Annotated in this window: 17 protein-coding genes and 1 pseudogene; 9 read left to right on the top strand and 9 right to left on the bottom strand. The window is 65.1% G+C overall.

Annotated features, from left to right (window positions below; translation table 11 throughout):
* Window positions 1-53 precede the first annotated feature (53 nt).
* Window positions 54-845, bottom strand: a complete 792-nt coding sequence (locus ACLP9N_RS17645; protein WP_442408632.1) for an SDR family oxidoreductase — start codon at window positions 843-845, stop codon at window positions 54-56.
* A 155-nt stretch (window positions 846-1,000) separates the two neighbouring features.
* On the opposite strand from ACLP9N_RS17645, the pseudogene ACLP9N_RS17640 reads away from it, so the two are divergent.
* From ACLP9N_RS17640 to pstA, 5 genes and pseudogenes are all read left to right on the top strand, one after another.
* Window positions 1,001-1,132: pseudogene (locus ACLP9N_RS17640) on the top strand (phosphate ABC transporter substrate-binding protein PstS); the annotation flags it as partial.
* Between the two features lie 227 nt (window positions 1,133-1,359).
* Window positions 1,360-2,466, top strand: a complete 1,107-nt coding sequence (gene pstS, locus ACLP9N_RS17635; RefSeq protein ID WP_442408631.1) for a phosphate ABC transporter substrate-binding protein PstS — start codon at window positions 1,360-1,362, stop codon at window positions 2,464-2,466.
* Window positions 2,467-2,675: 209 nt separating this feature from the next.
* Window positions 2,676-3,791 (top strand): phosphate ABC transporter substrate-binding protein PstS, encoded by a 1,116-nt coding sequence (gene pstS, locus ACLP9N_RS17630; protein ID WP_442408630.1) that lies wholly within the window; start codon window positions 2,676-2,678, stop codon window positions 3,789-3,791.
* A gap of 12 nt (window positions 3,792-3,803) precedes the next feature.
* Entirely contained in the window at window positions 3,804-4,823 is a 1,020-nt protein-coding gene (gene pstC / locus ACLP9N_RS17625; RefSeq protein ID WP_442408629.1) for a phosphate ABC transporter permease subunit PstC, read from the top strand.
* On the top strand, window positions 4,820-5,746 hold the full coding sequence (pstA, locus tag ACLP9N_RS17620) for a phosphate ABC transporter permease PstA (protein WP_442408628.1): 927 nt from the start codon (window positions 4,820-4,822) through the stop codon (window positions 5,744-5,746). The genes pstC and pstA overlap by 4 nt, the downstream gene beginning before the upstream one ends.
* A 26-nt stretch (window positions 5,747-5,772) precedes the next feature.
* Here the strand turns inward: pstA and ku are convergent, their stop codons facing one another.
* From ku to ACLP9N_RS17605, 3 genes are read right to left on the bottom strand one after another with little or no spacing between them, the layout of a single operon-like run.
* Window positions 5,773-6,660 carry a non-homologous end joining protein Ku gene (gene ku, locus ACLP9N_RS17615; protein ID WP_442408627.1) on the bottom strand — a complete coding sequence of 296 codons (888 nt, stop codon included), beginning with the start codon at window positions 6,658-6,660 and terminating at the stop codon, window positions 5,773-5,775.
* Between the two features lie 47 nt (window positions 6,661-6,707).
* Complete coding sequence (locus tag ACLP9N_RS17610) at window positions 6,708-7,577, bottom strand: carbohydrate kinase family protein (protein ID WP_442408626.1); 870 nt, start codon at window positions 7,575-7,577, stop codon at window positions 6,708-6,710.
* A complete protein-coding gene (locus ACLP9N_RS17605; protein WP_442408625.1) occupies window positions 7,574-8,977 on the bottom strand; it encodes a mannitol dehydrogenase family protein in 1,404 nt (467 codons plus the stop codon). Before ACLP9N_RS17605 ends, ACLP9N_RS17610 begins: the two co-directional genes overlap by 4 nt.
* A gap of 32 nt (window positions 8,978-9,009) precedes the next feature.
* Between ACLP9N_RS17605 and ACLP9N_RS17600 the strand changes: the two genes are divergently transcribed.
* Window positions 9,010-11,313: an ATP-dependent DNA ligase gene (locus ACLP9N_RS17600; RefSeq protein WP_442408624.1), complete on the top strand. Its 2,304-nt coding sequence runs from the start codon at window positions 9,010-9,012 to the stop codon at window positions 11,311-11,313.
* Window positions 11,310-13,250: a fumarylacetoacetate hydrolase family protein gene (locus ACLP9N_RS17595; protein ID WP_442408623.1), complete on the top strand. Its 1,941-nt coding sequence runs from the start codon at window positions 11,310-11,312 to the stop codon at window positions 13,248-13,250. The genes ACLP9N_RS17600 and ACLP9N_RS17595 overlap by 4 nt, the downstream gene beginning before the upstream one ends.
* Before the next feature lie 139 nt (window positions 13,251-13,389).
* Here ACLP9N_RS17595 and ACLP9N_RS17590 read toward each other — a convergent pair whose 3' ends face one another.
* Window positions 13,390-14,307, bottom strand: coding sequence for an SAM-dependent methyltransferase (locus ACLP9N_RS17590; protein WP_442408622.1), 918 nt, complete (start codon window positions 14,305-14,307; stop codon window positions 13,390-13,392).
* An 89-nt stretch (window positions 14,308-14,396) separates the two neighbouring features.
* On the opposite strand from ACLP9N_RS17590, the gene ACLP9N_RS17585 reads away from it, so the two are divergent.
* On the top strand, window positions 14,397-15,203 hold the full coding sequence (locus tag ACLP9N_RS17585) for an enoyl-CoA hydratase/isomerase family protein (protein WP_442408621.1): 807 nt from the start codon (window positions 14,397-14,399) through the stop codon (window positions 15,201-15,203).
* Between the two features lie 13 nt (window positions 15,204-15,216).
* Here ACLP9N_RS17585 and ACLP9N_RS17580 read toward each other — a convergent pair whose 3' ends face one another.
* The 4 genes from ACLP9N_RS17580 to ACLP9N_RS17565 all read right to left on the bottom strand — a co-directional run bounded on the left by ACLP9N_RS17580 (window position 15,217) and on the right by ACLP9N_RS17565 (window position 19,628).
* A complete protein-coding gene (locus ACLP9N_RS17580; RefSeq protein WP_442408620.1) occupies window positions 15,217-16,083 on the bottom strand; it encodes a TIGR03619 family F420-dependent LLM class oxidoreductase in 867 nt (288 codons plus the stop codon).
* 93 nt (window positions 16,084-16,176) lie between these two features.
* Window positions 16,177-16,950, bottom strand: a complete 774-nt coding sequence (locus ACLP9N_RS17575) for an STAS domain-containing protein (protein WP_442408635.1) — start codon at window positions 16,948-16,950, stop codon at window positions 16,177-16,179.
* A 516-nt stretch (window positions 16,951-17,466) separates the two neighbouring features.
* Window positions 17,467-18,456, bottom strand: a complete 990-nt coding sequence (locus ACLP9N_RS17570; protein WP_442408634.1) for a DUF4873 domain-containing protein — start codon at window positions 18,454-18,456, stop codon at window positions 17,467-17,469.
* A gap of 266 nt (window positions 18,457-18,722) precedes the next feature.
* Window positions 18,723-19,628 carry an AurF N-oxygenase family protein gene (locus tag ACLP9N_RS17565; protein WP_442408619.1) on the bottom strand — a complete coding sequence of 302 codons (906 nt, stop codon included), beginning with the start codon at window positions 19,626-19,628 and terminating at the stop codon, window positions 18,723-18,725.
* Window positions 19,629-19,774: 146 nt separating this feature from the next.
* On the opposite strand from ACLP9N_RS17565, the gene cobF reads away from it, so the two are divergent.
* Entirely contained in the window at window positions 19,775-20,539 is a 765-nt protein-coding gene (gene cobF / locus ACLP9N_RS17560) for a precorrin-6A synthase (deacetylating) (RefSeq protein ID WP_442408633.1), read from the top strand.
* Window positions 20,540-20,692 lie beyond the last annotated feature (153 nt).

The raw sequence follows: 20,692 nt of genomic DNA, 5'->3' as shown, positions 1-20,692 counted from the left end.
GCCCACACGCTCGGCGTGTCGGGCGATTTTGCGTCTGCTCGCGCGTCATGGATTCACAGGTCCGGGACGGGGATGTCGAGATTGGGGAAGGTGAGGCCGCCGTCGACCTCGAGTATCTTTCCGGTCAGGAAGCTCCCGGCCGGGGACGCCAAATACACTGCGGCAGCAGCGATGTCGTCGGGATCGCCCAGGCGGCGCATCGGCGTCACCTTCTCCATCGGCTTGCGCAGCTCGTCGTTGGAGGCCACCACGTCCAGCGCCGAGGTGAGGATCGACCCCGGTGCGATGGCGTTGACGCGGATGCGTGGGCACAGGTCCAGCGCGGCCAGCCGGGTGTAGTGAGACAACGCCGCCTTGGCGGTGCCGTAGGCGGCGAAACCGCGTCCGGCCAGCCGGCCCATGGTCGAGCTGATGTTGATCACGCTGCCGCCGCCGGAGTGCTCGAGCATCAACGGCACGGCCGCGACGGTCAATGCATGGGCGGTGGCGACGTTGAATGTGAACGCGTCTTTGAGGTCCTTGGTCGAGGTGGTCAGCAGCGTGTTGGGCATGGTGCCGCCGACATTGTTGACGACGATGTCTAGTCTTCCGAAAGCCTCGACGGCCTGGCCGGCCAGCTGTGCGGTTACCTCGGGATGGGCCAGGTCGGCGGCGACGGTGTGGGCACGGCGGCCGGTGGCACGGATCTTCTCGGCGACGGCGTCCAGTTCGGATTGCGTACGCGAAGCGATGACGACGTCGGCGCCGACCTCGGCGAATGCCAGTGCGATGGCCGCACCGAGGCCGCGGCCGCCACCGGTGATGACGGCGACTTTGTCGTCGAGACGGAACTTGTCGAGGATCATGTGCAGCCTTTCTTCTTCAGCTGTTGAGAAACGGTAGCAAGGCACGGCGTCCAGGGTAGGAACAGGTTCTAGTTTTGGGGTGGCTTACCCGGCTGGGCCCAGGATTTCTTCGCGCGCCTTCGCCGGCACGGCTCTACTGAGATTGCTGAATGTTCGGTACGACCGTGAACCCATTCCCGCAGAGCGCCATCGGTGCCGGTCAGAATGGCTTGGGGGACAACGGATATCCGCTCAGTGCATACGCGATCACGTCGAGGTTGTCGACCGCATTCAACGACATTGCGTGATCTGAGGTCGTGATGACCCGACGACCCGGAGTGGCCGGGCAGCAGGGTCGCGTTCACCATAACGTCGTCGCGATGTAACCGGCCGCTGATGTCCGGTCCGGTCCACCTGGCAAGGTTGCAGTAGTGTTTGAATCTGCCGACGGCGACGGCCGGCTGACGAAGTTATCGAAGTTACGTGGCTACGGGCGGCGGTGATCGTGGTTCAGCTATCAATAAAGGGACCTGAATTGAAACTCGACCGGTTTAGTGCCGCGCTGTGCGTTCTGGCTACCAGTGCAATGGTGCTATCGGGATGTGGCAGTAACAACAACGCGCGAAGCACATCGGCGGGCGCGCCGACGCCGAACGTGAGTTGCGGCGGGCAGAAAATCCTCAAGGCCAGCGGATCGACGGCCCAGGCCAACGCGATGACCCGCTTCGTTAACGCCTTCGAGCAGGCCTGTTCGGGTCAGACGCTGAACTACACACCCAATGGGTCGGGTGCTGGGATTCGCGAATTTACCGGCAATCAAACCGATTTCGGTGGATCGGACTCAGAGTTGCTCCCGCCCGAGTACGCCGCCGCCCAGCAGCGGTGCGGCTCGCCAGCGTGGAACCTGCCGGTGGTGTTCGGCCCCATCGCCATCACGTATCACGTCATGGGTGTGACTTCGCTGACTCTCGACGGTCCGACCGCGGCCAGGATCTTCAACGGCGCCATTGCCGCCTGGAACGATCCCGCGATCCACGCGCTGAACGCGGGTGTCGCCCTGCCCGCTGAGCCGATTCGTGTCATCTTCCGCAACGACGAGTCCGGGACCTCGGATAACTTCCAGAGATATCTCGATACCGCGTCCGGCGGTGCGTGGGGTAAGGGTGCCGGAAAGACGTTCAAAGGCGGTGTCGGTGAGGGCGCCATGGGCAACGATGGCACCGCCGCGGCCGTCAAGAGAACCGAAGGGGCGATCACCTACAACGAATGGTCGTTCGCACAGGCGCAACACCTGGACATGGCCAAGATCATTACGTCGGCCGGTCCGGACCCCGTAGCGATCACCGCAGACACGGTGGGGAAGACGATTGCCTCGGCCTTCATCATCAAGGACGGCAACGACATCGCCCTCGACACGATCTCGTTCTACCGTCCGAACCAGCCCGGCTCCTATCCGATCGTGCTGGCGACGTATGAGATTGTCTGCTCGAAGTATCCCGATCCCCAGGTCGGTATGGCTGTGAAGGCTTTCCTGCAGAGCACCATCAGCGCAGGTCAGAGTGGCTTGGCGGACAATGGATACATCCCTATTCCGGACGCGTTCAAGTCGAGGTTGACGACTGCGGTCAACGCCATTGCGTGAGCCGAGCTTCGCGTTTGCCATAAGGTCGTCGCTTTGTAACCGGCCGCTAATGTCCGGTCTACCTGCCAAGGTTGCAGTTGTGTTTGAATCTGCCCACGGCGACCTTGATGACACCGTCGCGCCCGGCGGCGGCCATCTGACGAACTCGTCGAAGTTACGCGGCCGGTCGGAGGCGATCATCATTAGGGCTATCAATCGAAGGAATTAAATTGAAAATCAACCGATTTAGTGCGCCACTGGGTGTCCTGGTTATCGGTGCAATGATGCTGTCGGGGTGTGGCAGCGACAAAAATGCAAGCGCGCCAAGTTCATCGGCGGGCGCGACGGCGGCCAACGTGAGTTGCGGCGGGAAGAAGACACTGAAGGCCAGCGGGTCGACAGCCCAGGCCAACGCGATGACTCGCTTTGTCAACGCGTTCGAACAGGCCTGCCCGGGTCAGACGTTGAACTACACGGCCAACGGATCGGGCGCCGGGATTCGCGAATTCAACGGTAATCAAACCGATTTCGGCGGGTCGGACTCACCTCTGGGCACAGACGAGTACGCCGCGGCGCAGCAGCGCTGCGGCGGCTCGCCTGCGTGGAACCTGCCAGTAGTGTTCGGCCCGATCGTGGTCACCTTCCACATCAGCACCGTAACTTCGCTGAATCTGGACGGTCCCACGTTGGCGAAGATCTTCAACGGCGCCATCACCACCTGGAACGACCCCGCCATCCAAGCGCTGAATCGCAGCTTCACGCTGCCCGGCGAGCCGATTCACGTCGTGTTCCGCAGCGACGAGTCCGGGACCACGGACAACTTCCAGAAATATCTCGATGCCGCTTCCGATGGCGCGTGGGGTAAGGGCGCCGGAAAGTCGTTCAAAGGCGGTGTCGGTGAGGGAGCCAAAGGCAACGACGGGACGTCGGCAGCCATCAAGGCCACCGAAGGGTCGATCACCTACAACGAATGGTCGTTCGCCCAGGCGCAGCACCTGAACATGGCCAACATCATCACGTCGGCCGGTCCGGATGCAGTGGCGATCAGCACCGACTCGGTCGGCAAGACGATTGGCGGAGCCACGATCAAGGGGCAGGGTAACGACCTGGTTCTCGACATGGTCTCGTTCTACAAGCCCTCTCAGCCCGGCGCCTACCCGATCCTGCTGGCGACGTATGAGATAGTCTGCTCGAAATATCCCGACGCACAGGTCGGTACGGCCGTGAAGGCGTTCCTGCAAAGCACCATCGGCGCCGGTCAGAACGGCTTGGGGGATAACGGATATATTCCCATTCCGGATTCGTTCAAGGCGAGGCTGTCTAATGCGGTCAACGCCATACGGTGATCTGATGTAGTCATGACCCGAGCACCACTAGCTAGCCCGCCGGATCGGACCGGGACGAGCCCTGCGCTAAAGGCGACAGATACGCGCACGGCGCGGCGGCTCCCAGGGTTTAACTGGCAGGGGGACCGACTGTTTAAGTTGGTCGCCGGCGCTGCTGGTTCGACGATTGTGGTCGCGATCGTGCTGATCGCGATATTCCTGTTGGTTCGCGCCGTCCCGTCGTTGCGCGCAAACCACGCGAACTTTTTCACCAGTGCTGATTTCGATACCAGCAATGGAACGTCGCTGGCGTTCGGCATCCGCGACTTGTTCATGGTCACGGTGCTGAGTTCGGTAAGCGCGTTGGCGTTGTCCGTGCCGATCGCAGTCGGGATCGCAGTGTTCCTCACCCAATATGCGCCGAAACGGCTGGCGCGTCCGTTCGCTGCGATAGTTGATCTGCTGGCCGCGGTGCCGTCGATCATCTTCGGGTTGTGGGGGATCTTCGTGCTGGCGCCCAAACTCGAGCCGTTCGCGGAGTTTCTCAATCGCAAACTGGGGTGGTTGTTTCTGTTCAAGCAGGGCAATGTGTCCCTGGCCGGCGGCGGCACTATCTTCACCGCCGGCGTCGTGCTTTCGGTGATGATCCTGCCGATCATCACCTCGGTATCGCGAGAAGTGTTCCGGCAGACCCCAAATCTTCAGATCGAAGCGGCGCAGGCACTCGGTGCCACCAAGTGGGAGGTGGTGCGGATGACCGTGCTGCCGTTCGGTCGTAGCGGTGTCATCGCGGCGTCGATGCTGGGATTGGGCCGCGCGCTGGGAGAAACCGTGGCGGTGCTCATCATCTTGCGCTCGGCCGCCCGCCCGGGGGGCTGGTCGCTGTTCGACGGTGGCTACACGTTCGCTTCCAAGATCGCCTCCGCGGCGTCCGAATTCAGCGAACCGTTGCCCACCGGAGCCTACATCTCCGCGGGATTTGCGCTGTTCGTCCTGACGTTCATCGTCAACGCAACCGCTCGCGCGGTCGCCGGCGGGAAGGTCAACGGATGAGCGTCGACGCGCTCGGCAAGCCGGCCAAAGCCGAGGTGTCTTTCTCTGTCGGCATTAGACGGCGGATCACGAACAACGTCGCGACAACGTTGTTCGTGGCCTCGTTCGCTATCGCGGTGGTACCGCTGGTCTGGGTGCTGTCGGTTGTCATCACACGAGGCTGGTATGCCGTCACCCGGTCGGGGTGGTGGACCCACTCGCTGCGTGGCGTGCTGCCAGAGCAGTTTGCCGGCGGGGTGTACCACGCGCTGTATGGCACGCTGGCGCAAGCCGGGGTGGCCGCCATTCTGTCCGTGCCGCTGGGCTTGATGACCGCGGTGTACCTGGTGGAATACGGTTCTAGCCGGCTAGCACGGTTGACTACCTTCATGGTCGACGTGCTCGCCGGGGTGCCCTCGATCGTGGCGGCGCTGTTCATTTTCAGCCTGTGGATCGTGACCCTGGGATTTCAGCAGAGCGGCTTCGCCGTGTCGCTGGCGTTGGTTTTGCTGATGTTGCCGGTGGTGGTGCGGTCTGCCGAGGAAATGCTCAGGTTAGTGCCTGATGAGCTGCGAGAAGCCAGTTACGCGTTGGGTGTTACCAAATGGAAGACCATCGTGCGGATTGTCTTTCCGACTGCGATGCCGGGCATCGTTGCCGGTGTCCTGTTGTCCGTCGCTCGCGTCATTGGCGAAACCGCGCCGGTACTGGTGCTGGTCGGGTACAGCCGCTCCATCAACCTCGACATGTTCAACGGCAACATGGCCTCGTTGCCGCTGCTGATCTACACCGAACTCACCAATCCCGAACACGCGGGTTTCTTGCGGATCTGGGGCGCGGCGCTGACCCTGATCATCATTGTGGCCGTGATCAACGGAATCGCCGGGGCGATCCGATTCCTGACAAACCGACCGCGCGGAGCACGTTTGTTCATCAGGGCGTGACGGCACTCTTCACGGGGAGCCTGCGGTCAGGACTTTGACGTGGCTTTCGCCGGGGCCTTCTTGGCAGCCTCCTTCGCCGGGGCCTTCTTGGCGGTTGTTTTCTTCGCTGTTGATTTGCCGTCACCCGAGCGCGCCTTCACGCTGGCCTCCAGCTTGGCCAGCAGATCGGACACATCTTCGGTCTCGTCGAGCTCCTTCGGTTTGTCCTCGACGGTAAACGCTTCCCCGCCTTCGAGTTTCGCCTCGATCAGCTCGTGCAGCTGCTCCTGGTAGTCGTCGTGGTAGCGGTCCGGATTGAAGTCCTCGGCCATCGACTCCACCACCTGCCCGGCCATTTTGAGCTCCGCAGGCTTGATGTCGACCTCCTTGTCCAGCACTGGGAAATCCGGGTCGCGGATCTCGTCGGGCCACAACAAGGTGTGGATCACCATCACCTCGCGTTTGCCGAAGTCCTTGACCCGCAACGCCGCCAGCCGGGTCTTGTTGCGCAGCGTGAAATGCACGATCGCCATCCGGTCGGTCTCGGCGAGCGTCTTGGCGAGCAGCACATACGATTTGGATGACTTCGAGTCCGGCTCCAAGAAATAGCTGCGGTCGTAGAGCATCGGGTCGACCTCGCTGGCCGGGACGAACTCCAGCACTTCGATTTCGCGGCTGCGTTCCTCGGGCAGTGTGGCGATGTCGTCGTCGGTGATGATCACCATTTGACCGTCGTCGGACTCGAAGGCCCGGGCCAGATCACCGTATTCGACGACTTCGCCGCACACCTCGCACACACGCTTGTATCGGATCCGCCCGTTGTCCTTGGCGTGCACCTGATGGAACTTGATGTCGTGGTCCTCTGTGGCGCTGTACACCTTGACCGGGACGTTGACGAGCCCGAATGCGATCGAACCCTTCCAGATGGAGCGCATGCAGTCAGTATGCCCACCGGCGCGTCCCTTACGCTCGCGCGGGTTTGTCAGGCGCCGGCGCGGGTCACGGCCAGCGCGGCCGCCGAGCCGGCTGCCTGTAGCGCGGTCGACAGCGTGTCCAGCCCGATCCGGCGCAGGGCCGCGCGTTGCGCGGCGCTGAGCAGGCCCAGTTCCCACAGCGCGTCGAGCAGTCCGACCATGAACGCGTCGCCGGCGCCGACTGTGTCCACCACCCGAACTTGCCTGGCGGCCACCCGGGTCTCGCCGGCCGCGCAGAACGCCAGCGCGCCGTGCTCGCCCATCGTCACGACGACGACGGCAGGCCCCAACGCCAGCCACGCCCGCGCGGTCCGCTCAGGCGGGTGGTGGGGATTGATCCAACGCAGATCCTCGTCGCTGGCCTTGACGATGTCGGCGCGCTCGACAAGGCGTTCGATGCGTTCGCGGGCCAGATCCGGATCCACGATCAGCGACGGTCGCACGTTGGGGTCGATGGTCACCGTGGCTGACACGCGGTAGGCATCCAGCAGCGCCGCGACCGCCAGGCATCCCGGCTCGCGCACCGCGGCAATGGATCCGGTGTGCACAAACAGCGGCGGCGCGACAGGGGGTGTACCGGAGAGCTGCCAGTCCAGGTCGAAGGTATAGCTGGCCGACCCGTCGTCGGCGATCGTCGCCGCTGCGGTCGGCGTCCGGGTAGCTGCAATGCTCTCCGGAACAAGGTGTGCGCCAGCGGCTTTCACGTAGTCGCTGATGCTCCGGCCGGCTGCGTCGTCGCCGATGTGGGTCAGGAAGTCGACGTCGCGCCCAAGCCTGGCCAGGCCCACGGCGACGTTGAGCGGGCTGCCCCCGACATGCTGGACGCGGCCATCGAGGGTATCGATGAGGGCTTCCCCGATCACCAGTCCGCGTGTCATGCCAACAAGACTTCCAGGGTTGCCCGTGCCCCGCGGGAGTGCAACGAATCCAGCGCCCACCGGTACGCCTCGACGAAGCGTGGTGCCGTCGCCAGGTCCCCGAACAGCGCCGTGTTCTCGATGAGGGCGGTCGGATGCTCGCGTTGCGTCCGCGCGATCGCCACCAGCGAGCCCGCCAGGTTGTCGACGATCTCGATCGGATCGCCGCGCTCGTCGGTTCCCTCGGCATAGCGGGCCCAGCTGGCAACTACGGCCGAGGCCAGTCGGACGGGTCCGCCGCTGGCCAGGTTGTCGCGGATTACCGGAAGCAGCCACTTCGGAATGCGATCCGACGTGTAGGCGCACAGCCGCGCCACGGTGTCGCGGACTCCCGGGTTGGCAAAACGCTCGATGAGCTCTCGCGAGTAGGCGGGCAGATCGATGCCGGGCACTGGGCGCAGCGTCGGCATGGCCTCGGAATCGAAATAGGCCAGCAGGAATTCGGCGAACAACGGATCGCGCGCGGCGTCGTGCACCATGCGGTAGCCGCACAACCACGCGAAGTAGCACAGGCACTGGTGACCGGCGTTGAGCAGCCGCAGTTTCATCGACTCGTAGGGGCTCACGTCGTCGACCAGCAGGACACCCGCCTCCTCGAGCGGTGGGCGACCGTCCGCGAAGTCGTCCGCGAGCACCCAGCTGGCGAACGCCTCGGCCAGCACCGGCCATTCGTCGGCGACACCGAAGTCGCGTTCTGCCGCGGCGACGATGTCGGGGGTGGTGGCCGGGGTAATGCGGTCCACCATCGAGGACGGGAACCGGGCGTGTTTGGCGACCCAGTCGGCGAGGTCTGGGCTGCGCAGTTCGGCATGCGCGACGACGGCCCGCCGCGCGACCTCGCCGTTGTGCTCGATGTTGTCGCACGACACGATGGTCGGCGCGCCGATGCCGCGGTCGCGACGCCTGGCCAGCGCGTCGGCGATCAGGCCGAAGACCGACGCACTGTCCCTGACCTGGTAGCCGCCCTCGGTGATGGTCATCGAGATGATGCGCGTCGTCGGGGCGGCCAGCAGCTCGATCGCGGCCTGAGGGTCGTCGGGCGCGTAACGGTAGTCGACGATCGAGCCGATCACCCGCGCATCCCGGGTGCCGTCGGGGTGTTCGAGGATCAGCGTGTACAGCCCGTCCTGGGCGCGCAGCACATCTCTCATGCGGCGGTCGGCCGGCATCACGCCGATCCCGCAGATGCCCCACCCCCGCGCCAGGCCCCGCTGCAGCAACCTGTCGACGTACATGGCCTGATGCGCCCGGTGAAACCCGCCGACGCCGATATGCGCGATGCCGACCTCGATGCCGTCACGGTCATAGCCCGGCGTCGCGATCGGCAGTTGCCGCAGGGTGGCGTTGCTCAGCCCAACCACGGGTTCGACCGTACCGGCAGTACGTTTACACCATGGCTTCTGTGGCTTCCAAGGCGCAGGGACAGCGGGTGAAGCTGACCAACGCCGACAAGGTGCTGTACCCCGCCACCGGAACCACCAAGGAAGACGTCTTCGACTACTACACCCGCATCGCCGAGGTGATGTTGCCGCACACCGCCGGGCGCCCGGCAACTCGCAAGCGCTGGCCCAACGGGGTCGAGCAGCCGTCGTTCTTCGAAAAGCAACTGGCGTCGTCGGCGGCGGACTGGCTGGCCCGCGCCAGCGTGACCCACCGGTCCGGGACGACGACCTATCCGATCATCGACAGCCTCGACGGCCTGGCCTGGATCGCGCAACAGGCGGCGCTGGAGGTGCACGTGCCGCAGTGGCGGTTCGTCGCCGAGTGGACGCGAAGCAACGCCGAGGAACTCAAGCCCGGCCCGGCGACGCGCTTGGTATTCGACCTGGACCCGGGTGAAGGCGTGACGATGGCCCGGCTGGCCGAGGTGGCCCGCGCCGTGCGTGACCTGATCGCCGACATCGGGCTGACCACCTTCCCGCTCACCAGCGGCAGCAAGGGTCTGCATCTCTACGCGCCGCTGGAGCAGCCGGTCAGCAGTCGCGGCGCCACGGTCTTGGCCAAACGCGTTGCACAGCAACTGGAAAACGCGATGCCCAAGCTGGTCACCTCCACCATGACCAAGAGCCTGCGCGCCGGCAAAGTGTTTCTGGACTGGAGCCAGAACAGCGCCTCCAAGACGACGATTGCCCCGTATTCGCTGCGCGGCCGAGAGCACCCGACGGTCGCGGCGCCGCGCACATGGGAGGAACTCGACAACCCCGGGCTGCGCCAGCTGCGCTACGACGAGGTGCTCGATCGGGTCGCCCGCGACGGCGATCTGCTGGCACCGCTGGACAGCGACCTAGCCGTCCCAGATCGGCTGACCAAGTATCGCAGCATGCGCGACGCGTCGAAGACCCCCGAGCCGGTGCCCAAAGCGAAACCCGGAACCGGCCAAGGCAATACGTTCGTCATCCAGGAACACCACGCCCGCCGGCTGCACTACGACTTCCGGCTGGAGCGCGACGGCGTGCTGGTGTCATGGGCCGTGCCGAAAAACTTGCCCGAGACCACGTCGGTGAACCATCTGGCGGTACACACCGAGGATCATCCGCTGGAATACGGCGCGTTCGAGGGCAGCATCCCCAAGGGGGAGTATGGCGCCGGCAAGGTGCTCATCTGGGACTCGGGCACCTACGAGGCCGAGAAGTTCAATGACTCCGTCGAAAAAGGGGCTGATAAAGGCGAGGTCATCGTCAACCTGCACGGCAGCCGAATCTCGGGCCGCTATGCGCTGATTCAAACCAACGGCGACCAGTGGCTGGCGCACCGCATGAAGGACCAGAAGACCTTCGAATTCGGCGAGATCTCACCCATGCTCGCCACGCACGGTTCGGTGGCAGGCCTGAAAGCCGGCCAATGGGCCTTCGAGGGCAAGTGGGACGGATACCGGCTGCTGGTGCAGGCCGACCACGGCGCGGTACAGCTACGCTCGCGCAGTGGGCGCGACGTCACGAAGGAATACCCCCAATTGCAGTCGCTGGCAGCCGATCTTGCCGATCACCATGTCGTGCTCGACGGTGAGGCGGTCGCGCTCAACAAGTCCGGGGTGCCCAGCTTCAACGAGATGCAGAACAGGGGCCGCGGCACCCACGTCGAGTTCTGGGCATTCGACCTGCTTTACCTGGATGGCCGCTCACTGCTCCGGGCCAAATACCAAGACCGGCGCAAGTTGCTGGAAACACTCGGCGCTGCAAGCAATCTCATCGTTCCCGAACTGCTTCCCGGCGACGGCGACCAGGCGCTCGAACACTCCCACGAACACGACTGGGAGGGCGTGGTCGCCAAAAAACGCGATTCCACCTACCAGTCGGGTCGGCGCTCCGCGGCGTGGATCAAGGACAAGCACTGGAACACCCAGGAAGTCGTCATCGGCGGGTGGCGGGCCGGGGAAGGGGGGCGCAGCAGCGGCATCGGCGCCCTGCTGATGGGAATCCCCGGCGATGGCGGGCTGCGATTCGCGGGGCGGGTCGGCACCGGGTTCACCGAACGCGAACTGGCCAAACTCAAGACGACGTTGGCACCGCTGCACACCGACCAATCGCCCTTCGACGCAAAGCTTCCCGCGGCCGATGCCAAGGGCGTGACCTTCGTCGAGCCGGTTCTGGTCGGCGAGGTGCGCTACAGCGAATGGACTCCCGACAACCGGCTGCGTCAAGCGAGCTGGCGCGGGCTACGGCCAGACAAGAAACCAAGTGAGGTGGTACGCGAATGAAATGGGTTACTTATCAAGGTGATGGCGGCGAACGCACCGGGGTGCTCTCCGGTGACGCAATTCACGCGATGCCGCCGGCTGTGACGCTGCTTGATCTGGTCAGCCGTGGCGCCGACGGGCTGCGGGAAGCCGGGGAGGAGGCATTGCGTTCTCCCGCGGATACCGTGCGGCTCGGTGACGTCAGGTTACTGGCGCCGATCCCGCGCCCGCCGTCGATCCGCGACTCCCTGTGCTTCCTGGACCACATGCGCAACTGCCAGGCCGTCCTGGGTGCCGGACGGGAACTCGCCGACACCTGGTATCGCATCCCCGCGTTCTACTTCGCCTGTCCAGCAACAGTTCTCGGTCCGTACGACGACGTGCCGATGGCGCCCGGAAGCGCGTGGCAGGATTTCGAATTGGAGATCGGCGCGGTCATCGGAACGACCGGCAAAGACTTGCCGGTCGAGCAAGCCGAGCAGGCCATCATCGGCTACACCATCTTCAACGACTGGTCCGCGCGCGACCTTCAGCAGCTGGAGGGCCAACTGGCGATCGGGCAAGCCAAGGGCAAGGACAGCGGCGTCACGCTGGGCCCATATTTGGTCACCCCGGATGAGCTCGAGCCGTACCGCCGCGACGGCAAGCTGAGCCTGCAAGTCAGCGCTCTGGTCAACGACACCGAGATCGGTTCGGGCTCAACCGGCCAGATGGACTGGAGCTTCGCCGAAGTCATCTCCTACGCCTCACGCGGTGTAACACTCAGCCCCGGAGACGTATTCGGCTCAGGCACGGTGCCCACCTGCACGCTTATCGAGCACCTCAGCCTGACCGCGCTGGAATCGTTCCCGGGCTGGCTGCACGACGGCGACATCGTCACACTGAAGGTCGAAGGGCTGGGCGAGACAAGGCAGACCGTGCGCGCCAGTGGCGCACCACATCCGTTGGTCCCACGGCCCAACCCCGATGCCGCGCCGCCGCCCGCCCGGGTCAACCGGGCGCCGGCGCGGGTGCCCTACACCCGCGGGCTGCACGAGGTCGGCGATCGGGTGTGGGCGTGGACGCTGCCGGACGGCGGATACGGGTGGAGCAACGCCGGGCTGGTCGCCGGCGACGGCGCGTCACTGCTCGTCGACACGCTTTTCGACCTGGCGCTGACGCGCGAGATGCTTACCGCAATGAAACCCATCACCGACCGCACGCCCATCACCGACGCGTTGATCACCCACTCCAACGGCGACCACACCCACGGCAACCAACTGCTGGACGCGTCGGTGCGTATCATCGCGGCCGAGGGCACGGCCGAGGAGATCGCGCACGGCATGGCGCCCGAGATGCTGGCGATGACGCAGACCGGCAACCTGGGCCCGGTCGCTACGCCGTACGCGCGAGAGCGCTTTGGGCACTTCGACTTCGGTGGCATCAGGGTGCGCAATGCCGATAAGACGTTCGACCGCGACCTGACCATCGACGTCGGCGGCCGGCAGATCAATCTGCTGAATCTGGGGCCGGCTCATACCGCGGCGGATTCGGTGGTGCATGTGCCCGATGCCGGTGTGCTGTTCGGCGGGGACTTGCTGTTCATCGGCTGCACGCCGATTGTGTGGGCGGGCCCCATCGCCAACTGGGTAGCGGCGTGCGACGCGATGATCGCGCTGGACGCGCCGACGGTGGTCCCCGGCCACGGTCCGGTCACCGATCCGGATGGAATCCGCGCTGTCCGTGGCTATCTCGTTCACGTTGCCGAACAAGCCGAGGCCGCCCACCGCAAGGGCCTGTCCTGGTCGGAGTGCGCCGACACCATTGACCTCGGCGACTACGCGACCTGGCTGGACGCCGAGCGCGTCGTCGTTAACGTCTATCAGCGCTACCGCGAACTCGACCCCGACACCCCGCAGCTGGAGGTAATGGCGCTGCTGGTGATGCAGGCCGACTGGTTGGCCAAACGATCCTCGTGACCCCATGCGTCATAGGAAGTCCGGGTGTTCCTTTTTGTCCACCTCCGAGCGACAGCCGCGGTCCGGCAAGTCATTTTGTCGCTCACTGGTGGACAAAAAGACACACCGGACCCTTTATTGGAGTGACAAGTGGTGTCGCCTAAGTCCGAAGTGCCCGCACGAAATTGATCGTGGCGGCCTGGGTCTGTTGGTCGGCCTGCGCCAACTGCGGCAAGCCGGCAGCGACCAAGAGGTCGTTGAGTCCGGACCTGGTCGCTTCCCATCCGTGGTCTTGCAGGTGTGCGGCGACGTCGGTGTGTTCACCGGGGTAGGCCAAACCGGCGATGTCCAAATCGAGTCCCTGCCGTCGCCAGCCTTCGGCCGCGATCCGCGACTGCTCCTGCGATTCCGGTGATCCTTGGTTAAGCGATCCAAAGTCGGCGGCAAACCGGCTGCCCGGAGCGCTCAGCGATATGACGTTGTTCAGCAACCGAACTTCGGCCTCAGGCGGCAGAAAGCCGATGAGCACGCCCTCGGCGAGCCAAGCGGTGGGCGCCGCGGTATCGAAGCCGGCGGCCCGCAACGCGGCCGGCCAATCGTCGCGCAGGTCGATGCCCACCGTGCGGTGCTCGGCGGCGGGCACGGCGCCGAGGTGGGACAATGTCGCGGTCTTGAACTCGATCACCTCAGGCTGGTCGATTTCGTACACGGTGGTCCCCGCCGGCCAGGACAGCCGATACGGCCGCGCGTCCAGCCCCGACGCCACGATGACGACCTGGCGCAGGCCTGCGGCAGTCGCCTCGGCGAAGTAGTCGTCGTAGTAGCGGGTGCGAGCGGCGAAGGTGTCGACCATCCGCGGAAAGTTGACGCCCTTCTCGACGTCGTCGGCTTCCAGGTCGCCTGCAGCCAGCCGGGTGAACAGGTCTAATCCGACCGCGCGCACCAGCGGCTCGGCGAACTCATCCGTGATGACTGGCTGCGGACGCCTGGTGGCGGCCGCTCGGGCCGCGGCGACCATCGTGGCGGTGGCCCCCACACTGCTGGCCAGGTCCCAGGTGTCACCCTCGGTTCGTGTCATGGCTAGTCCCTTTGAGTCCTTTTGATCCGTTCCGGAATCCACAGTAGGTCGGGTCCCTGGACATCCGCTGTGTCGCCTACGGTGCGGGTATGGCTGCTGTCGAACTCGGAACCCTCGAGGACCAAATCGCTCTCATCACCCTGAACCGGCCGGAGCGGTTGAACGCGATCGACGGATCGCTGATCGACGGCGTGGACGCCGCCCTGGACGCGCTTAGCGGGGGCGAGTTTCGGGTCGCGATCCTTACCGGCGCGGGCCGCGGCTTCTGCGCCGGCGCCGACCTCAGCGGCACCGGCCAGCCCTGGGTCACCAGCAGGGCGTCGACCCCGCCCTTCAAGACCAGCTACGACTCCCAGGTCCGCCTGGCCGACCTGTTCACCCGGCTCTACGAGCTACCCATCCCGGTGATAGCGGCGGTCAACGGTGTCGCCGTCGGGGGTGGGCTGGCGTTCACGTTGGTCAGCGATGTCCGGGTGGGGTCCGAAAAGGCGCGGTTCGGTTCGGCGTTCATCAAGGCAGGCTTCTCGTCGATGGACATGGGCACCAGCTACCTACTGCCGAAGATCGTCGGGGCCGGGGTGGCGCGCGAACTCATGCTGACCGGACGCATCATCGATGCGGCCGAGGCCTATCGCATCAAGCTGGTGCACGAGGTGGTGGCGCCGGACGACCTGATGCCGGCGGCCCTGAAGGTGGCCCGTTCGATCGCCGAGAACAACGCCTACGGCGTGTGGCAGACCAAGATCGGCCTCAACGCGGCGCTGGACGCGCCGAGCCTGCGGCATGCCATCGAACTTGAGAATCGCACCCAGATCCTCAGCGGTTTCACCAACAACCCGGTCGAGGCGGCCACGGCGCACCAGGAGAAGCGGGCCCCGAAGTGGGATTCCCTGTAAAGATCTGTGCCGCTTAAACTTTCGCTATCACGTTCTCGGCGAACATCTCGAGGTTGCGAATCTTGGTCTCCAGCGGCTCGGTGTCAGGCCCCTCGATGTAGGGAATGCGGAAGCCCACGATAGCGTCGGTGACGCCCTTGTCCTCGAGGCGCTTGATGCCGTCCACGGTGTAGGCGTCTGCCGAGATGACGTGGACCTCGAACGGGCCGGTCTTCCCCTGTTCTTCCCGTAACTGCTTGAGCCTGGCGATGAGCCGGTCGAGTTCCTCCGGGTCGCCACCGCCGTGCATCCAGCCGTCCAAACGCGCCGCGCGCCGCAGCGCCGCATCGGCGTGGCCGCCGATCAGGATCGGGATCGGCTTGGTGGGGGCGGGGGTCATCTTGGTCTTGGGGATGTCGTAGAACTCGCCATGGAATTCGAAGTAGTCGCCGGTCGTGAGGCCGCGGATGATCTCGATGCATTCGTCCATTCGCTTGCCGCGCTTGGCGAATGGGACTCCCAGCAGCTCGTAGTCCTCCGGCCACGGGCTGGTGCCCACTCCGAAACCCACCCGGTTGTCGATCAGCGCGGCCAGTGAACCGATCTGTTTGGCTACCAGCGCCGGTGGCCGGATGGGCAGCTTGAGGACGAAGAAGTTGAACCGCAACGTTGAGGTCACCGCGCCCAACGCCGCTGTCAGCACGAAGGTTTCGATGAATTCTTTGCCGTCCAGAAACTCACGGTTGCCGTCGGGCGTGTACGGGTACTTCGAGTCGGATTCGAAGGGGTAGGCGATGCTGTCGGCAATCGTCATGGCGTTGTACCCGGCTGCCTCGGCAGCCTTGGCCAGCGGGATGTAGAACCTGAAGTCAGTCATCGCCTCTGCGTAGGTGAATCGCACGTCATCTGCCTTCCTCGAAGTGGCCGTCACACGACACTAGAACGTGTTCTAATTCGGTCCGCGACGGGGTCGGCGTCGTGCGACGCGGCAGGGTCAGAGCTGGTTTTCGGGACCGATGACCGCCCAGACGGTCTTGCCGGACGAGGTGGGAGTGCTGCCCCACTCACGTGACAAGGCGTCGACGATCGCCAGGCCGGACACGTCGATGCCCTTCTTCGGCGAGGCCAGCCGCAGGGCGGGCGCGTTGCTGCCATCGGACACCGCGATGGTCGCGGTCGCGCCGTCGGTCTCGATGCGCATCACCGGGTCGCTTCCGGTGTGTTCCAGCACGTTCTCCACGAACACGTTGACAACCACCAACGCGACGGGGATCAGCCCGGGCAGCGACCAACCGGTGAGCCACTCGCGGACCAGCCGGCGTGACTCGCGCAGGCTGGTCAGATTCGGGGGAAGCTTGGCATCGGCGCGCCGGACAGTGCGACCGGCGAGCCGGCCGACGGCCTTTAACGCACCTTTCTCGGTGGCATACACCGGCATGAAGCGGGTGACCCCGCTGCGGCTGATCGTCTCGCGGGTCGCGCGATTGGCGCAGACCAGCACGATTGGGACGTCGAGTTGGGTTTCGGACTGCCAGCGCACGCCGAGGAAGGCCGACCATGCCGATTTAGCGGGCACTTGCAGTGCGCTGACGTTGACGATTACCGCGGACGGCTGCTGCAGCGTGGTCTTCATGATGCTGTCGCGCAGCGCCGCGGAGCTGCCGGAGTCCAGGACGCCGTCGACGGTCAGGACGGCCACCGAGTCCTCCGTCCGTACCGCGATGGCCAGCGAGCTCGGCGTCTCGGCCACCGCGCTCACTGCGGCCATCCCGTCGCGCGGGTGCGTCGCTTCGAGCACCGGGGCCACCGGACTGCCTGGTTTTCTAATCTGGTCGACCGGCATTCCAGTTCCATCCCGTGGTCCGGCTCCATGTCCCGCTCCTCGAACTTCCGCCCGGCCGACTTGACGATGCCGCCCGCATTGGCGGCAGCACCTCATAATTTGCGTTAATCACTTCGCTTTAGTGCGCCTCTGACGTGTCAAAACGCACGGCAGTCGAGACGTGCGTCGGAAGAGAACCCCGCCGCCTATCCGAAGCATCAACTGCTACCACGAACACGCCGTTCTGCTCGTCTGTCTTGTCGCCTAGCGCAGCGCGCACCCACGGGGTTACCCACTTCATAACTAGGGCCAACCTCCGATGTGGGAGTGGAATTCAGCGTTTCCGGATTACCCCAATGTGACACCGGGCAAACCTGTGAAGCGAGGTAACTTGGCACACACAGCGCCCGACCGGCGCCGCCTTGCGCTGCGGGTCGGTTCAGGGGCCCGTTCGGGGCCGGCTCAGGGGCCGTTCAGCGCATACGGCGGGGCGCCTACCCCGGCGATCGAGTGCGTGCCCCACGGTGTCTGTTCGACGATGCGCGCGGGTGCGCTCAGGCCACCCACCGTCAGCGTCGCAGCTCGTGACTGCCTGAGTGCCTCATCGGGCAACGGGTCCGGTAGCGAACTAAAGACCGTCCCCTGCCAGTGGTAGTGGCCGTCGATTGGGTCGAGGCGGCCGGTGAGCCGCACGCGCACCGGATGGCAGGCGTCCCCGATCGTCAGCGTTGCCGCGCCGTCGTAGGTCTCCTTGGTCTCCGTGCCAGTGGCCGGGATCCCCGACAGTTCGAACGCGGATGCCACAGGTAACGGCTCGGCCGGAGTGAGGTGGGCGCGCTCGTTGAACACCTGCTGGCTGCTGCGGCGCACCTCGATGCGGCTGCTGGCGGTCGCTTTCATCAGCCCGACGCACTCGACGACGTAGCGAGTCTGCGCCGCGGTGTCGGGCCCGGTGACGAAGAAGTAGTTCGGGAAACCGTGAACGGCGACTCCGAGGAACGGCTCCATGCCGTCCCGCCAAACCTGCTGGATGGCCAGCCCGCCGTCGCCGATCAGCCTCGAATCGGGTGCCGCGAAGCCAGTGCCGTAGATGATCGCGTTCGCGTGGTGCTCCCTGCCGCCGCGGGTGCGGATGCCCGACGGGGTCAGCGCCTCGATCGCCGCGCCGACCACCGCGGGCCTCGGCCCCTTACGGATAGCTCGCGTGCGGCGGCGCAGCCAGCCTGTGGCGCGGGTCGTCCATAACGGCACAAGCGGGACGAACCGACGGGGCGCGTGGGTGAAGACGGTGACTGACGCCGCTTGCTCGATGAGCTCCCGCATGTAGTAGCCGGCGGCGGAATCGGTGCCGATCACCGCGACGCGCTTCCCCGCCGGGTCGAACGCGGGGTCCCACTGCGCCGCGTGAAACGCCGGTCCGCGAAAGTCGTTGCGCCCGAGCAGCTCTGGTATCCACGGGAGGTAGGGCGGCTCGTCTGCCGCGATGACGATGGCGGCGCGGAAAGGCTCGCCGGAGGCGGTGTGCAACTCCCAGGTGTCGGTGCCGTCGTCGAACACCGAACCGGCGACATCGTGGCCGGGCAGGACGGTGACGTCAGTGACGCCGGCGGCCCGCAGTTCGGTTTCGACGCGCCGGCCGAGAGCTCCCGCGCCGACGACGATGACCTGTGGGCGGGTCTGGGCAGGACCGGGAGTGTCGGGTGCGCCAGCTGGTGGGGTCACAGAAAGTTGGTGCGCTTCCAAGCGCGCCGCGCGATCCGGCCCATCAGGCCGATCTCGGTCAAAAACGCCGCCAGCGGGGCAAAGCCGACTTTGTGCATTTCGTGGCGGTGTGCACTGGCGCGCGCGGTCTTTCGTGCCCGTTGCGGGTCCAGGCCCACCCGGGCGTAGGGGACCGGGAACGTGAAGAGGTAGCGGAAGAAGTAACCGCCGACCCCGTGGATGTTGGCCATGAACCATCTGTTGAGGCGCGGCATCTCGGCCACCCGCTTACGCGCGCCGTCGCGGGCGAACTGGATGTGGCGGGCCTCTTCGGTGACGTGAATCCGCATGAGCCGCTGGATCATTGGCTGCATTTCCGGGTCGTCCATCATCTGGCGTTGCAGCGAGTCGAAGATCTCTTCACCGAGGAGTGCGGCCACCCACAGCATCGAGCCGCGCTGGAACACCAGCGGCATGGCGTTGATGACCATCCGCTGCAGTCGCCGTGGGCGCACCGGCTTGGCGCCGATGCGCTCGATCGCTTTGCCGAACATGATCATGTGGCGGGTCTCGTCGCCCAGTTCGGTCAGCTTGTAATGCGTCGACCGGCTGGTGGGGTCCTCGTGCATAAGGGTGCGCAACAGCGACTGGTTGAGCATGTTCTCGAACCAGATGCCGGCCGAAAGCGTGTTGACCAATTCCTGGCGGGACAGGTCGATTTGTTGCTCGTGGGACATCTCGTCCCATATCGGGGTGGCGTAGAGCGACACCAGCCTGGGCGGTAAGTAGAACTTGTCCGGGTCGAGCGGGGCGTCCCAGTCGATGTCTACGATCGGCTCGTAGGACTTTTTGACGGAGCCTCTCAGGAGCCGCTCCGAGAACCCTTCACGGCTGGGCCCGCCTGGTCTCACCGCTGTGGTCATCGTCGGGGTCCCTTCGCTGCGTCAGACAGTAGGGAGAGCGATAGTCATTACCCATGGTATCGGGTACCTGGGGTCTCGACTAGATCTTGGACATCTGAAATTATGCTGACTGGGATGCGTCTGCGGGGGGTAATAGGTTGGGCATGGTGAGTCGGTGTATCCACGTCATTGGCATCGGCGCCGGAGATCCCGACTACGTGACCGTCCAGGCGATCGAGGCCCTCAACGACACTCAGGTGTTCTTCGCGATGGACAAAGGTGAGGAGAAGAGCGACCTACTGGCGCTGCGGCGGGAGGTCTGCGCGCGATTCATTCGCGAGCCCGGGTATCGATTCGTCGAGCTGCCCGACCCCGAGCGGTCGGCCCCGTTGTCCGGTCAAGCCGGCTACCGGGAGGCGGTTTCGGACTGGCATACGGCGCGAGCGCGGGTCTGGGCGAAGGCCATCGACACCGAATTGGGTCCCGACGGCGTGGGTGCCTTCCTGGCCTGGGGTGACCCGTCGCTGTACGACAGCACCCTGCGCATCCTGGACGCTGTCGCGGCCGAGGTCGACATCGAATACGACGTCATTCCGGGTATCACCGCGGTGCAGGCGCTCACGGCTCGGCACCGCATCCAGCTCAACGAGATCGGCGAACCGGTTCTGGTCACCACCGGTAGGCAGCTGCGTGCGCGCGGCATGTCCGGCTCGGCCTTCGGATCGGTCATCGTGCTGCTGGATGCCGAGTGCTCGTTTCAGGCGTGCCCACCCAATACCCGAATCTGGTGGGGCGCCTACCTGGGCACCGACCACGAGCTGCTGGTAGCGGGCACAATCGGTGAGGTTGGCCCGCAGATTGAGCAGCTGCGGGCCGAAGCGCGCGCCCAGCACGGCTGGATCATGGACACGTATTTGTTGAGGCCAGGTTGAGGAGGTTGTCCCGGGTCTCGTGGAAATTGAGGTGGCGGTCCCCCGCTTGATTCCTGCCGTGTAGGTGTCGGGCGTTCCGCCAAAGAACACCAACAGCAAGGGGACCGCCGTGAAGAAGAGTAGCCAAATCCAGCCTGCAGACGCGAGCGCGTT

The organism is Mycobacterium sp. (assembly GCF_052144515.1).
In the GTDB taxonomy this organism is placed as follows: Bacteria; Actinomycetota; Actinomycetes; order Mycobacteriales; family Mycobacteriaceae; genus Mycobacterium.
This window is presented reverse-complemented; position numbering and strand designations above follow the sequence as displayed.